This window comes from Olleya sp. YS (assembly GCF_029760915.1).
Classification (GTDB): domain Bacteria; phylum Bacteroidota; class Bacteroidia; order Flavobacteriales; family Flavobacteriaceae; genus Olleya.
Genome location: NZ_CP121685.1, coordinates 190,130 through 204,907 on the forward strand (window position 1 = coordinate 190,130; position 14,778 = coordinate 204,907).

The following is a 14,778-nucleotide window of genomic DNA, read 5'->3' on the forward strand; positions in this document are numbered from 1 at the left end:
ATGGAGCTTCAAGAATATTACTTCGAATCTGATACAGAATGGCGCGAATGGTTACATGTTAATCACACAAACGATGAAGGCATTTACCTTATCTTTTATAAAGTAGGTCATAAAAACAAAAGCATGCGCTGGGAAGAAGCAGTAAAAGTCGCCTTGTGTTATGGCTGGATTGATAGTACTGTAAAAAGTTTAGGTAACGGAAAACGTAGACAATATTTTTGTAAGCGTAATCCAAAAAGTGTTTGGAGCGCACTTAACAAAAAGTACATTAAAGAATTAGAAGCTAAAAATTTAATGCATCCAAGTGGTTATGCTATTATCGAAATTGGTAAACAAAATGGTAGTTGGACAGCTTTAGATGATGTTGAAAATGGTATTGTTCCAGAAGCATTACAACATGCTTTTGATGCTAATCCTGTAGCATTTGAAAACTACAACAACTTTGCACCTTCTTACAGAAAAAGCTATTTGTATTGGTTAAATCAAGCTAAACGTGAGACAACTAGACAAAAAAGAATCGCAGAGATTATAAAACTTTGCGAAGCCAATATTAAATCCAGAAGTAATTGGTAATAGCTAAAACATTAATTTTTTAATATTATCCATATAGCCTCTACTGACTCTTAGTACGTCACCATTAAGCATAGTTACATCATAGCTCTTAGTATATTTATTAAGTTCTTTGACCTTGTTTAAATTAATTATTGAGGAACGATGCACTCTTATGAATATAGTATTATTTAGTTTTTCTTCCAATGTAGATATGCCATAATTACTTAAATATGTTTTGTTATCTACTATTATTTTAGAGTAATCACCATAAGCCTCAATCCTTACAACATCTTCCAAAGCAATGGTCACCAATTTATTTTGGCTTTGTACTAAAATACGTTCTGGTGACTTAGTAGTTTCTAATAACAAACTTTCTGCTAAGGGTCTAGCTTTATTAGTATGGTTACTTTTATTAGATTTTTCAACAGCTACTTTAAAACGATCTTTAGTATAAGGTTTTAAAAGATAGTCTATAGCATGTACCTCAAACGCTTTTAAAGCATATTGATCATAAGCAGTAGAGAAAATAATTTGTGGCAATTCTTCTAAATGTGTCAAAACATCAAAGCCAGTCATTCCTGGCATTTGGATATCTAAAAAGACCAGATCTGGTTTAAACTCGTTTATAATCTTTACTGCATCTACTCCATTATTGGCTTCACCTAACAATACTAAATCTGGAAAGTCTTCAAGATACTCTTTAATTAATTGTCTACCAGCAGCTTCGTCGTCTATGATAATTACTTTCCTCATATTTCAAAACTGATTTTTAAACCTTTAGGAGTGTTGTTTGATAACTTTAAAGTGGTATTATACATTTTTTCTAAACGTAATCTTGTATTTGTCAAACCAATACCCTTATTAAAAACCGCTTCTTTATTTTCAACTCCAATTCCAGTATCAGAAATTTCAAATGCTAATTGATTGTTTTTCTTTTTTATTGAAATAGTAATAGTTCCTCCTTCAATCAAAGACGATAAGCCATGTTTTATTGAATTTTCTACCAAAGGTTGTAATAGCATTGGAGGTATTAATTCATCTTTAATATGGTCCTCAACTTCAATGTTAACATGAAGCCTATCCTGAAAACGTTCTTTTTCTAAAGCCAAATACTTTTTGACAAATTCTAATTCTTCTTTGATGGTTACTTTTTCGACTTGAGATGCTTTAAGTTGATATCTAAACAAGTCTGATAACTCAGCAATCATATGTCGTGTTTTTTCGTTTTCAGCTGGTACTGATGCACTAATGGTGTTAAAAATATTATATAAAAAGTGTGGATTTAATTGGGCTTTAATAGCTGATAATTCACTTTTCAATGCAGCAGTTTTTAACTCGCCTTCAATTTTTAACTTTTGTTGATTTTCTTTAAAGTAGCGATAGGCAAAAAAACACCCAAACTGAATCATCATAAATAGTGATGGAATGTACCAATCCCAAACTGCACCCGCACCTCCTAAGTGCCAAATACCTATACTATCAAGAAAAACATATCTAGATTCTCTAATTATAAATACAATTATGGGAATTAACAGTACCACAACACCTATTTGAACTATAGTTTTTTTACGTTTTAAAAGGTGAACACCAATAAACCAAATAAATATTGACGCTATAAAATAAAATACGTATTGCATACCAGACATGTACCAATAGTCTCTAAGTTTAGCCCATCCCCAAAAACCTTCTGATGCATAATTATTTGCACTATACCATAATACAATTCTGTACAAAACTGAAAAGAACAGATAGAATAGAAAAATTATTATAATTTCTGTTTTAGTTATTTTTTTCATTTTTAAAAGTTTCATCAAATTTAAAAATACACTTTAATATTTAATATTACATATCGCTGAGTTGTCCTATTTTAAGTTTAGTTGTCCTATTCCCATTTAACTGCTTATAGTTCAATTGGACGATTCTGGATTTTATAAAATTGTTTTTCTCTAGATATTTGTATCAACAAAAACAAGTATCATGAAAAATCTATTGATAATATTGGCAACATCACTTATAAGTATAACAGTTGTCGCTCAACAAGGCGTAAAAGGAAAAGTAGTAGACGACCAATCACTTCCAATACCTGCAACAGTTGTATCTATTTACACTTTAAACAAAGAAAAATTTGTTAAAGCTGGTATTACAGAAGATAACGGAAACTTCGTAATAAGTACTATAGAAAATGGAACTTATATCATTGAAATTTCCAGCTTAGGGTTTAAAACCTATCTATCAGATAGTTTCAAAATTGATAACAACGTTAAGGATTTTAATACTATAGTCATGTCTACTGACACAGAGACATTGGATGAAGTAGTTATAGAAGTAGAAAAACCAATGGTACAAGTTTTAGCAGATAAAACAGTGTTTAATGTACAAAACACGATAAGCGCTACAGGAGATTCTGGGTTTGAATTACTTCGTAAAGCTCCTGGAGTTTTAATTGATAATAATGACTCTATAATTGTTGAAGGTAAAGCTGGTGTGCTAGTTTATATAGACGATAAACCTTCAGTTTTAAGAGGCGAGGATTTGGTAAACTACCTTAAAACAATTCAAGCTACAGATATTGATGCTATTGAAATTATCACACAACCCTCGTCAAAATACGATGCAGAAGGTAATGCTGGCATCATTAATATTAAATTTAAAAGAGATAAAAGTCTTGGAACTAATGGTAGTATTTCTAGCGGAATAACCTATGGCGATTTTGGTAGATACAACACGTCTGTATCATTTAATAATAGGAATAAAAAAACAAGTTTGTATGGATCATTCAGCAATAGTTTTGGAGACAGTTTTGGATTTATAAACCTGTATCGTACGCAAAATAACACCATTTTTGATGCTAAAACAGAAAGCGTTTATGGTAACAATAATAACAATGCTAGGATAGGTTTTGATTACTACGCCAATAAAAAATCAACTTTTGGTGTCATACTTACAGGTAATTTTAGTGATAATAATAACGAATCCAATTCCAGAACGCCTATAACACCTCAAGGTAATCAAACTCCAACAGAAGTTTTAGTTGCAGGCAGTTTTACAGATAATACATCTTCCAACCTATATTCTAATTTTAACTATAGATTTAAAACCGAAAAGGATTTGTCACTTAACATAGATGTAGATTTTGGTAAATATGGAAATGATCGAACCAACCTACAACCTAACCAATATTTTAATGGTGATGAAACACAATTAATAAGTGAGACTATTAATTACATGATAACACCAATAGACATTAATATTTTTACAGCTAAAGCTGATTTTGAAACCTCTTTTTTAAAAGGAAAAATTGGACTTGGTGTTAAATACTCTAAAATAAATACAGACAATCAGTTTGATTTTTACAATAGAATAAATGGGCAAGATATTCTAAATGAAGATCGCACAAACGATTTTAATTATGACGAACGTATCAATGCAGCCTATTTTAATTATAATAGAAGCTTTGAAAAATTAAATGTTCAACTAGGTATGCGAGTTGAGCAAACACAGTCTGATGGTATTTTAACAAGTACTCAAAACACAGAAAATGATAGAGTAAAAAGAAAATATACCAATTGGTTTCCAAGTGGAGGAATAACTTATCAAGTGAATCAAAAAAATAGTCTTGCCTTAACTTACAGCAAGCGTATTGCTAGACCTAACTACAGAAGTTTAAATCCGTTTGAGTATAATATAGATGAATTATCTTTTAGTAAAGGAAACCCTTTTCTACAACCACAATACACAGATAATTTAAAATTATCTCACACTTTTAATTATAGATTAAACACATCTATAAGCTATAGTTTTGTTAAAGATTTTTCTGCACAAGTGACAGAAGCAGTCGGAGAAGACAAAAACTTCTTAACTTCAAGAAACGTAGCCAACCAAAAGATATTTAACTTAGGTATTTCGTATCCAACCAAATTTAATGATTGGTGGAGTATTTACTTTAGTGTAAATGCGTTTAAAAGTATTTACGAAGCTACTAACCCAGATTTTATCTCTACAGAGCAAAACACCTTAAGCTTATATGCGCAAAACACATTTACGTTACCAAAAGGATTCAAAGCAGAAGTGTCAGGTTGGTACAGCTCGCCTTCAGTTTGGGGAGGAACCTACCAAACCAAAAGTTTAGGCTCGTTAAATTTAGCCATTCAAAAAAAGTTTATAGACAACAAGCTAACTGCTAGATTAGCTTTTAATGATGTATTATTTACATCTCCTTGGCGTGGTGACACGCAATTTGGAGATTTAGTTATCCTAGGAAATGGTGGTGGTGACAGTAGACAAATAAGATTTAACTTATCCTATAATTTTGGTAGAGATGATGTAAAAAAAGCAAGAAAAAGAAATACAGGTCTTGAAGACGAAAAAAACAGAATTTAATAATTAAAAATAAAAACTATGAAAACAAAAATTTTAACAACAGTAATGACCTTAATCTTTTTACTAGTATCAAATCTAGCATTTAGTCAAAATGACTATTTAAAAATTACAAGAAGCAATAATAATGACGATTTTATAAAGTATCCTCCAGGTACAACTTTTAAACTTAAAGACGAAAAAGGCAAAGTGGTTTACAGTGACACATCATCAAATCGAGAATTTATAATTGATAAGTCTTATACATTAACTGTGTTTCCTCCTTATAAAAAATCTTATAATACTTATAAGCTTACGGAAGGAAAACTAGAAATAAAAAACAATAAAGAATATTTTGTAGCATTAAAAAAACATAAAAAAAAGAGTAAAACTAGTCAGAACAATAAATCAAAAAACGATAGTCAGGATAACAATAGTGAAGTAACCTATACAGGTGGCATAAGTATGAAAAAAACATTGCTTCCGTCAGCTGAAAAACTTAACACTTACAATGCAACTTTTGAATTCAGCAATGGTATAAAAGCGTCGTACAAAGATGGAAAGATGATGGCGACATTAGATGGTAAGACACTAAAAATTGAAAATAAATATTTGATTTATTCTGACTATGGCTTAATTAAATTAAGTTACAATCCAAATAATGGTGAAACATGGTGGGTTTTTGATCCCAAAAAATAATAAAAAAAAAGGGAAGCAGTAGCTTCCCTTTTTTTATTAAATACCGCTTATAAAACTACCATAAGGGTCTTTAAATTGTAATCCTTCTGTAAATCTATATTTACTTAATTGCTTATACTCTACTAAAGCCCAAAGCACAAATTCCTTTACAAAATAACTTTCTTGTTTTGATAATTTGGGTTGGTACTCGCCTAACAAATCATCTAAAGGTGATACTGCATCTAGTAAGGCTTTATATTCTTTATCTCGTAAATCATCCAATAATTCGAAGCCTTCAGCATTATTAAAAAACCATGAGACAATATCGTCATACGGACTGTCATCTTCTTGTTTTTTTAGTTTTTCTATTTTTGGAAAAAATTCTGGAAACAAACTTTTTACTGCTTCGCCAATTAAATTATAAGCCACTTGTGCTGCACCTTCTTGCTCACCTTCATACACCAATTCTACCTTACCTGTAATGGCTGGAATAATTCCTAAAAAGTCAGATAATCTGACCGTTGTTGTTTTATCACCTGCTTTTAAACTACGTAACTCTGCTGTACTTAATAAATTTTCAAAAGCAGTAATACTTAATCGCGCACTAACACCACTTTTTTCGTCAATAAAATCACTTTCGCGAGCTTCAAACACAATTTGCTCTAATAAATCTTTAGCCAATTCTGGAACGTGAATGTTATCTTTTTGAAGTGCATCAGATTTTGCCTCTTGTTGCGTAATGATTTTTGCGGTTTCGATATCTGTAGGATAATGGGTTAAAATCTGTGAGCCAATTCTATCTTTTAAAGGCGTAACAATACTACCTCTATTAGTATAATCTTCTGGATTTGCTGTAAAGATAAACTGCATATCTAGTGGTAATCTCAACTTAAATCCTCTAATCTGAATATCGCCTTCCTGTAAAATATTAAATAAAGCGACTTGTATTCTAGCTTGTAAATCTGGTAACTCATTAATAACAAAAATACATCTATTAGCACGTGGAATCATTCCGTAATGGATGACTCTGTCGTCTGCATAACTCAATTTTAAATTAGCAGCTTTTATAGGATCTACATCGCCAATAATATCTGCAACTGTAACATCTGGTGTGGCTAGTTTTTCAGCAAAACGTTCGCTTCTATGTAACCAAGTAATTGGTGTAGCATCACCTTTTTCTTTAATTAATTCGGTTGCTAAGCGCGAGATTGGTTGTAGTGGATCGTCATTAATTTCTGAACCTTCAACTACTGGAATATATTCGTCTAACAAATTCAGCATTAAACGTGCTAAGCGTGTTTTGGCTTGACCACGTAATCCTAAAAAATTGATATTATGACGTGATAAAATAGCACGTTCCAACTCAGGAATTACAGTGTTTTCGTAACCATGAACACCTTTAAACGTGGTTTCTTTATTTTGTATTTTTTCAATTAAATTATATCTTAATTCGTCTTTAATAGATTTGCTTTGGTATTCAGCTTTTTTTAAATCTCCTAAAGTTTTTATTTCTTTTATATTCATATATTTTTTCTTTTGTGACATCTTGACTGCGCTCGATGTGACATTTTGTTTTAATTATTCAAAAAATTATTCATTAGAGTGAAAAAAAACTTTTCACTTTTAACTAACCCCTATCCTTTAATTCGTTTTTTTCTATTAGTTTCATAATCTTCAAAAATCATTTCGCCTAATCCTTTTAATCCTGTATAAAAAGCTTTTCCTTGATTGGCATGCGTAAATTCTTCTACAAATTGCATTAAATATGGGTCTTGTGCAATCATAAACGTAGTGATTGGTATATGCAATTTTCTAGCTTGCTGCGCTTGTGCGTAACATTTATTAGTGATGTAAGGATTTAAACCATTACTGTCTTTATAATAAGTTCCGTCAGGTAATCGCAAACAGCTTGGTTTACCATCAGTTATCATAAAAATCTGCTTATTGGTGTTGCGTTTTCGGCGTAATAAATCCATAGCTAATTGTAAGCCTGCAACTGTATTAGTATGATAAGGTCCAACGTTTAGATATGGTAAATCTTTAATTTTTATTGGCCAAGCATCGTTACCAAAAACCAAAATATCTAAGGTGTCTTTTGGATAACGTGTTGTAATTAATTCGGCTAAAGCCATAGCGACTTTTTTTGCAGGAGTAATTCGGTCTTCTCCATATAAAATCATACTGTGACTAATATCTATCATCAAAACCGTACTCATCTGCGATTTGTGAGTCGTTTCTTCTATAACCAAATCGTCTTCGGTTAATTTAAAATCTCCAATACCATTATTTATTTGTGCATTACGAAGACTTTCGGTCATAGACACTTTATCTAAAGCATCACCAAATTGGTAGTTTCTAAAATCACCAGTATGTTCGTCTCCTATGCCAACACCTTTACTTTTGTGGTTTCCAGAACCACTACGTTTGATGTTTCCAAATATTTGATCTAAAGCCGATTGTCTAATGGCACGTTCGGTTTTAGCTGTAATAGAAGTTCCTTTTTTACCATCAGGTTTAATCTCTTCTCTTATATAACCTTTGTCCTTTAAGTCTTCAATAAAATCTTCAATGGTATAATCAGGAGTAGTTAAATTGTATTCTTTATCCAATTCTCGTAGCCAATCTATAGCTTCATCAAAATCTCCAGAAGTATGTGTAATCAACTCTTTAAAAACATCAAAGAGTTTTTCAAAAGGGGTTTGCGAAGGCGAAGAATAAGGTTTAAACACAAACCCTTTTCTATTTAATTTTTCGTTTTTCATGCACTATAAAAATACTGCTTTATTTTATAAAAATTTTTAATAGTTTGTTAAAGCCTCAAAAAAAATTGAGTACTAAATAATTTCAGCATTTGTTTTAAATGTTTTAAATTGTTTGACATAACCAAAATCTAAAACACAATGAAAAAACTATTATTAATTCCTATAGTAGCTGCGTTAGCACTTAACATGTCTTGTAAAGAGTCTGCGTCAGAAAAATTAGTAGATGAAATGGAGGAACACCAAGAAAAAATGGAGACTCATGCGGACAATATAGAAGATGCTACAGAATATGTTGAAGAAGGATTTGAAAATTTAGAAGCTGCTGTAGAGTATTTTAAGAAAGCACTCGAAGAAGTTGAAGATCCTAAAGAGCGTAAAATTATTAGAGAACGTATTATTAAAATTATGGATGATATTGAGCTTAAAAATCAGTAAACTGACAATTAATACTACTAAAGCACACAAAAGTTAAAAAAGAAACTTTTATCTTTTTTGTTAGAATGCAAGATTTAATGTCTTGCATTTTTTTTATCTTCATGGCTTACAAAAAAAAACCGATGAAAAAATTATTTACGCTTACAATCTTCTTCTGCTTAACATTACTTTCTGCTCAGGAATTCTCAATGGATTTAGTCAAAAATATGAAACCTAGAAACATTGGTCCAGGAGGTATGTCTGGTCGTGTAACTAGCATTGACGTAGTACATAGTAATCCAGACATCATGTACGTTGGTACAGCTTCTGGTGGGCTTTGGAAATCGACTTCGGGAGGTATCCAATGGGAACCTGTTTTTGATAAGGAAGCGACCGCCTCTGTTGGTGCTGTAGCAATCCAACAATCCAACCCTAGTGTTATTTGGGTAGGAACAGGAGAGGGTAATCCAAGAAACAGTTTAAATGGTGGTTATGGTATATATAAATCGTTAGATGCAGGAAAAACTTGGACTCTAATGGGATTAGAAAAAACGCGTCACATTCATCGCGTTATTATAGATCCTACAAATCCTAACGTAGTTTACGCTGCTGCAATTGGTAGTCCTTGGGGAGAACACCCAGAACGTGGTGTGTATAAAACTATTGATGGTGGTAAAACTTGGAAAAAAATACTATTTGCTAATAATAAAACTGGTGCTGCAGATTTAATAATGGACCCAACCAATCCTAATAAATTAATTGCTACCCTTTGGGAACATAAGCGTGATCCTTGGTTTTTTAAATCTGGAGGAGCAGGTTCTGGTTTACATATCACTCATGATGGAGGAGAAAACTGGACCAAAATAACAGATAAAGAAGGCTTTCCTAAAGGTGAATTAGGACGAATTGGTGTTGCAATTGCAAGAAACAAGCCTAATATTATTTATGCGTTAGTTGAAGCTAAAAAAAACGCACTTTACAGAAGTGAAGATGGTGGTTTTAAATGGAAAAAAGTCAATGATAAATCAGACATTGGCAACAGACCATTTTACTATTCTGAAATCTATGTTGATCCACAAAACGAAAACAGAGTCTATTCCATCTACACCTATGTAAATGTTAGTGAAGATGGCGGAAAAAACTTCAAACAACTTATGCCAGCTTATGGTGTTAGTAATGGTGTACATCCAGATCATCATGCGTGGTGGATTCATCCAACTAATGGTAATTTTATGATAGATGGTAATGATGGTGGAATGAATATTACCAAAGATGGCGGTAAGAATTGGCGTTTTATTGGTAATCTTCCTATTGCTCAATTTTACCATATTAATGTTGATAATGAGTTTCCTTATAACGTCTATGGTGGTATGCAAGATAATGGATCATGGAGAGGTCCTGCTTACGTTTGGCGTGCGCAAGGTATACGTAATAGCTATTGGCAAGAAATTAGTTTTGGTGATGGTTTTGATGTCGTACCAGATAAAGACGACTCACGTTATGGATGGTCTATGAGCCAACAAGGTTATGTTAGCAGATACGATTGGCAAACTGGTAATAATTATGGTGTAAAACCAACACATCCAGATAAAGATGTAGTACTAAGATTTAATTGGAATAGTGCAATTAATATTGACCCTTTTGATAATAGCACCATCTATTTTGGAAGTCAATTTGTACATAAATCTACCGACAAAGGATTGACTTGGACAGTTATCTCACCTGACTTAACTACAAACGATCCAGACAAGCAAAAACAGCATGAAAGTGGCGGAATAACAATGGATGCAACAGGTGCAGAAAACCATTGTAGCATATTAGTTATCGAGCCTTCTCCAGTAGAAAAAGATGTACTTTGGATTGGTACCGATGATGGTAAAGTACACATCACAAAAAATGGAGGACAAACGTATGAAGATGTTTCTAATAACCTGAGAGGATTACCTAAGGGAAGTTGGATTCCACAAATAAAAGCTAGTAATAAAAATAAAGGTGAAGCTTTACTAATTGCCAACGATTATAGACGTTTCAACTACACACCTTATGCTTACAGAACTAAGAATTATGGAAAAACTTGGGAACGTATCGTAGATGAAAATGATGTAAAAAGTTACGCACTAGCAATAGTTGAAGATTTGGAAGAACCCAATTTGATGTTTTTAGGGACAGATGATGGACTATATGTCTCTATAGATGCAGGAAATAAATGGACCAAATGGACTAATGGTTTTCCAACAACTTCTGTTAAAGATTTAGTAATTCATCCAAGAGAACACGATTTGGTAATTGGTACGTTTGGACGAGCTGCTTGGATTTTGGATGATATTAGACCACTACGTGCTATTGCAAAAAACAAACAGGTAATAAATAATAAAATAAAACTCTTCTCTCCTCCTACTGCCTATCAGGCTGCTTACCAACAACCAACAGGAAGTCGTTTTGGTGCAGATGCGATGTTTAATGGCGAAAACAGAAGAGGTGGTGCACAATTCACCTATTTTGTTAATCCTGTAAAACCTGCAATAGAAGACCAGGAAAAAGATAAAAAAGAAGATAATGAAGCTAAAAACAGGAATAATAATAATAATAATAATAATGATGTTAAATGGGATTCCATTACACTTAAAATATATGATGGAGATCGCTTAATTCGTACATTAAAATGTAAAGTTCCAAAAGAAAAAGGACTGCACAAATGGACTTGGAGAATGGATGAAAAAGGTGGAGACAGACCGTCTAGAACTATTAGAAAACGTAAATCTGAACCCTCTGGAGTTTCTGTAAAACCCGGAAATTACAAAGCTGTTTTAGAGTATGGAGATCAAAAAGATGAAACAACTATAATAGTTGCTTCAGATCCTAGATTAGAAGTTTCAACACAAAATATAGAAGACGTATATGCTGCTTTAAAAGAAATTGAAAGTATGCGTCAAATTGCTGCTGATGCTACAAATCAATTATTAAAAAATAAAAAATTAGTAGAAAAATATAAAACTGAATTAACAGATTTAGATAAAGAAAAATACAAAGATGAAATACAAGCATCCAAAGATATTATCAAAGAAATTAATGAAATTATTGATGTATTTGTGGGTAAAGAAGATAAACGTCAAGGTATTACAAAAACTTTAGACATAAGCGTTAATGATAGATTAGGTGCTGCGTCATGGTATGTTGGTTCTAGACAAACCGGTTTAACAACTACCGAAAAAACATTAATGCAGCATGCAAAAACCGATTTAAATACAGCTTTAGAGAAAACTAATAGCTTTTTTAATGAAACCTTTAAGCCTTATTACCAAACTATTAGTAATATAAACATGACCAAAGGTATTGACGAGATAAAAATGTTTAAGTTAGATTAACATGAAAAGCATCCCTTTTGAAGTTACTTTAGCGGATCAATACAGTATTATAATTCCTGAAAAATACGTACAACCGTTTTTAGATAAACATTTGAGTCGTGTTAAAATTAAAGCTAGCCATAATGAGCATTCCATAGATTATCACGCAGCACTCAAAAAAGAAAAGACAGGTTTAATCCGTACGTATTTTAGTAAAGCAAAACAAAAAGAATTAGGGATTTATATAAACGACTATTTTACTGTTCAATTATTTGAAGACCAATCCAAATATGGTGTAGAAATGCCTGAATCTTTGGACGCTGTTTTACTGAGTGATTACGAGGCTTTTAAAATTTTTGAAAGCTTGACTCCTGGTAAACAACGTAGTATAATATATACTATTAAACGTCTTAAAAATGTTCAAAAACAAGTAGATAAATCTATAATAATGACAGATAATTTAAAAAGAGGAATCACTGACCTAAAACTTTTATTTAAAATTAATTAATAGCAAGTAATTTGCAAAAGCATAAATATCTGCTTAACTTTCTAGATTAAACCAAAAAACTATAAAAATGAAAAAAATAAACTTAATATTATTAGCACTTACTTTAGTAATAACAGTAAGTTGTAAAAAAGATAAAACTGCACCAGAAACAGAAAAAACAGTAGCAGAAACTGCTAAAAAAGTTAAAGTGAAATTAGAGTCTAAAAGCGGAAGTAATGTAACCGGAAATGCTGTTTTCACAGAAGAAGATGGTCAAATCAAATTTACTGCGATGATTAGTGGTTTAGAGCAAGGCACACACGCTATTCATATTCATGAAAAAGCTGACTGTTCTTCTGATGATGGAAAATCTACAGGTGGACACTGGAACCCTACAGGAGCACCTCATGGACAATGGGGAAGCTCAGCAGGTTATCATAAAGGTGATATTGGTAATTTAGAAGCAGATGCGGAAGGTCATGCTATGATTATGCTTAAAACTGACGAATGGTGCATTGGTTGTAGTGACAAAAACAAAGATGTTTTAGGAAAAGCTATTATAGTGCATGCAGGAACAGACGACTTTACAACACAACCTACAGGAGCAGCTGGTGGACGTGTAAGTTGTGGTGGCATTATAAAATAAAAACAATAAACGTTATTTAAAAAAAATCGCTTTATGGCGATTTTTTTATGTTTTATTGATATATTCGGACAACATTAAATATTTATGGATTTAGACACTTTAGTATTACAATTTAAAAACAAAGACGAAAAAGCTTTCGAGAAACTTTATAATATGTATAAAGATAGTATGCATGGTGTTATCTACAACATTGTTAGAGATAATGACATAGCAGAAGAAGTCATGCAAGATGTGTTTATTAAAGCTTGGCATAAATCCGATAGTTATGACGTAACAAAAGGACGTTTTTTTACATGGTTAATTAACATATCCAGAAATGCAGCGATAGATAAAACCAGATCCAAGTCTTTTAAAAATTCAGGTAAAAACCTTAACTCCGATTATTTCGTAGATATTATACAATCACAAGACAGTTTAGATGATTCAACAGATGCAATAGGCATCAAAAAGTTTGTTAATAAACTGGCTAAAAAATGTATAGAAGTTATTGAGCTATTATACTTTAAAGGTTTCACACAAAAAGAAGCTTCAGAAGAGTTAGATATGCCAATAGGGACTATAAAAACACGAAACAGAAATTGTATTAAAGAATTAAGAGAAGCCGTATTATAATATGAACATTAACGATTACATAAACTCAGGAATACTAGAACTTTACGTTGCTGGCAAGCTGTCTGAAAAAGAGAGCCAAGAGGTGTATGACTTGATGTTAAAACACCCAGAAGTATTAAAGGAAGTTCTAGAAATTGAAGCTGCATTGGTTAAATTAACTGCTAGTGTTGCTCCTAAAAAAGATATAAAATTTAGTACCATAAAAGGAAGATTAAACACTAATGATACAGATGGTAAAATTATTAGTTTAAACAGACCAAAAACTAAATGGTTTAGTTATACTGGTTGGGCTGCAGCTGTAGTTTTAGCTGGAGGTTTACTCTGGACTATTAATCAAAAATCTGCATTAGAAGACCAAATACAAACAGTTAATACCGAAAAGGATTTTATAGAAATCCAAATGGAAACGTCTAAAACTGATTTAGCTGAGACCAAAAATTTATTAAATATAATTAGAGATAAAAGTATTATAAATATTCCTTTAGAAGGTCAAGCAGCAGCTCCTGGAGCTTATGCTACAGTCTATTGGGATAAAAATGATGATACAGTCTATTTAGACTTACAAGGATTACCAGAACCACCAGAAGGTAAAGTGTACCAAGTCTGGTCTTTAATGCTAAATCCACTTACACCTACTAGCTTAGGAACTATAGACGAATTTATACAAGACGACAACAAGATTTTTAAGTTAGAAAACACTAACGAGTCTCAAGCATTTGGTATTACTTTAGAACCAGCTGGAGGAAGTGTTTCACCAACATTAGAGCAATTATATACTTTAGGTGCTTTAGCGTCCAACTAATAGCTATTAAATCTTTTAAACTATAAAAAAAGACACTAATAGTGTCTTTTTTTATGCCTTTATATTATCTCTTTGTAATATAGTTGTTAACTAAATATCTTCTACAAAATCACCTTTATTTTATT

13 protein-coding genes are annotated in these 14,778 nt (G+C 31.9%); 9 read left to right on the forward strand and 4 right to left on the reverse strand.

Features of this window, described 5'->3' with window-relative positions:
• Complete coding sequence (locus tag Ollyesu_RS00905; protein ID WP_279301939.1) at positions 1-573, forward strand: YdeI/OmpD-associated family protein; 573 nt, start codon at positions 1-3, stop codon at positions 571-573.
• A gap of 3 nt (positions 574-576) precedes the next feature.
• Here the strand turns inward: Ollyesu_RS00905 and Ollyesu_RS00910 are convergent, their stop codons facing one another.
• Complete coding sequence (locus tag Ollyesu_RS00910) at positions 577-1,305, reverse strand: response regulator (RefSeq protein ID WP_279301940.1); 729 nt, start codon at positions 1,303-1,305, stop codon at positions 577-579.
• Positions 1,302-2,348: a histidine kinase gene (locus Ollyesu_RS00915; protein WP_279301941.1), complete on the reverse strand. Its 1,047-nt coding sequence runs from the start codon at positions 2,346-2,348 to the stop codon at positions 1,302-1,304. The genes Ollyesu_RS00910 and Ollyesu_RS00915 overlap by 4 nt, the downstream gene beginning before the upstream one ends.
• A gap of 181 nt (positions 2,349-2,529) precedes the next feature.
• Between Ollyesu_RS00915 and Ollyesu_RS00920 the strand changes: the two genes are divergently transcribed.
• Positions 2,530-4,932, forward strand: a complete 2,403-nt coding sequence (locus Ollyesu_RS00920; RefSeq protein ID WP_279301942.1) for a TonB-dependent receptor — start codon at positions 2,530-2,532, stop codon at positions 4,930-4,932.
• 18 nt (positions 4,933-4,950) lie between these two features.
• On the forward strand, positions 4,951-5,607 hold the full coding sequence (locus Ollyesu_RS00925) for a hypothetical protein (RefSeq protein ID WP_279301943.1): 657 nt from the start codon (positions 4,951-4,953) through the stop codon (positions 5,605-5,607).
• 36 nt (positions 5,608-5,643) lie between these two features.
• Here Ollyesu_RS00925 and Ollyesu_RS00930 read toward each other — a convergent pair whose 3' ends face one another.
• On the reverse strand, positions 5,644-7,110 hold the full coding sequence (locus Ollyesu_RS00930) for a magnesium chelatase (protein ID WP_279301944.1): 1,467 nt from the start codon (positions 7,108-7,110) through the stop codon (positions 5,644-5,646).
• Positions 7,111-7,220: 110 nt separating this feature from the next.
• Complete coding sequence (locus tag Ollyesu_RS00935) at positions 7,221-8,348, reverse strand: VWA domain-containing protein (RefSeq protein WP_279301945.1); 1,128 nt, start codon at positions 8,346-8,348, stop codon at positions 7,221-7,223.
• Between the two features lie 138 nt (positions 8,349-8,486).
• Between Ollyesu_RS00935 and Ollyesu_RS00940 the strand changes: the two genes are divergently transcribed.
• From Ollyesu_RS00940 to Ollyesu_RS00965, 6 genes are all read left to right on the forward strand, one after another.
• Entirely contained in the window at positions 8,487-8,783 is a 297-nt protein-coding gene (locus tag Ollyesu_RS00940; RefSeq protein ID WP_279301946.1) for a hypothetical protein, read from the forward strand.
• 122 nt (positions 8,784-8,905) lie between these two features.
• A complete protein-coding gene (locus Ollyesu_RS00945) occupies positions 8,906-12,127 on the forward strand; it encodes a hypothetical protein (protein ID WP_279301947.1) in 3,222 nt (1,073 codons plus the stop codon).
• Position 12,128: 1 nt separating this feature from the next.
• A complete protein-coding gene (locus Ollyesu_RS00950) occupies positions 12,129-12,614 on the forward strand; it encodes a YdeI/OmpD-associated family protein (RefSeq protein ID WP_279301948.1) in 486 nt (161 codons plus the stop codon).
• 67 nt (positions 12,615-12,681) lie between these two features.
• Positions 12,682-13,239 carry a superoxide dismutase family protein gene (locus Ollyesu_RS00955; RefSeq protein WP_279301949.1) on the forward strand — a complete coding sequence of 186 codons (558 nt, stop codon included), beginning with the start codon at positions 12,682-12,684 and terminating at the stop codon, positions 13,237-13,239.
• An 84-nt stretch (positions 13,240-13,323) separates the two neighbouring features.
• Positions 13,324-13,851, forward strand: a complete 528-nt coding sequence (locus Ollyesu_RS00960; RefSeq protein ID WP_279301950.1) for an RNA polymerase sigma factor — start codon at positions 13,324-13,326, stop codon at positions 13,849-13,851.
• Between the two features lies 1 nt (position 13,852).
• The gene (locus tag Ollyesu_RS00965; protein WP_279301951.1) at positions 13,853-14,653 is read left to right on the forward strand and encodes an anti-sigma factor; all 801 of its coding nucleotides are present in this window, start codon (positions 13,853-13,855) and stop codon (positions 14,651-14,653) included.
• Positions 14,654-14,778: the final 125 nt, after the last annotated feature.

What these genes read in the sequence shown, in the direction of transcription:
- Ollyesu_RS00905 (WP_279301939.1), top strand. Translation starts at nt 1, where the DNA reads ATGGAGCTTCAAGAATATTACTTCGAATCTGATACAGAATGGCGCGAA.
- Ollyesu_RS00910 (WP_279301940.1), bottom strand. Translation starts at nt 1,305, where the DNA reads ATGAGGAAAGTAATTATCATAGACGACGAAGCTGCTGGTAGACAATTA.
- Ollyesu_RS00915 (WP_279301941.1), bottom strand. Translation starts at nt 2,348, where the DNA reads ATGAAAAAAATAACTAAAACAGAAATTATAATAATTTTTCTATTCTAT.
- Ollyesu_RS00920 (WP_279301942.1), top strand. Translation starts at nt 2,530, where the DNA reads ATGAAAAATCTATTGATAATATTGGCAACATCACTTATAAGTATAACA.
- Ollyesu_RS00925 (WP_279301943.1), top strand. Translation starts at nt 4,951, where the DNA reads ATGAAAACAAAAATTTTAACAACAGTAATGACCTTAATCTTTTTACTA.
- Ollyesu_RS00930 (WP_279301944.1), bottom strand. Translation starts at nt 7,110, where the DNA reads ATGAATATAAAAGAAATAAAAACTTTAGGAGATTTAAAAAAAGCTGAA.
- Ollyesu_RS00935 (WP_279301945.1), bottom strand. Translation starts at nt 8,348, where the DNA reads ATGAAAAACGAAAAATTAAATAGAAAAGGGTTTGTGTTTAAACCTTAT.
- Ollyesu_RS00940 (WP_279301946.1), top strand. Translation starts at nt 8,487, where the DNA reads ATGAAAAAACTATTATTAATTCCTATAGTAGCTGCGTTAGCACTTAAC.
- Ollyesu_RS00945 (WP_279301947.1), top strand. Translation starts at nt 8,906, where the DNA reads ATGAAAAAATTATTTACGCTTACAATCTTCTTCTGCTTAACATTACTT.
- Ollyesu_RS00950 (WP_279301948.1), top strand. Translation starts at nt 12,129, where the DNA reads ATGAAAAGCATCCCTTTTGAAGTTACTTTAGCGGATCAATACAGTATT.
- Ollyesu_RS00955 (WP_279301949.1), top strand. Translation starts at nt 12,682, where the DNA reads ATGAAAAAAATAAACTTAATATTATTAGCACTTACTTTAGTAATAACA.
- Ollyesu_RS00960 (WP_279301950.1), top strand. Translation starts at nt 13,324, where the DNA reads ATGGATTTAGACACTTTAGTATTACAATTTAAAAACAAAGACGAAAAA.
- Ollyesu_RS00965 (WP_279301951.1), top strand. Translation starts at nt 13,853, where the DNA reads ATGAACATTAACGATTACATAAACTCAGGAATACTAGAACTTTACGTT.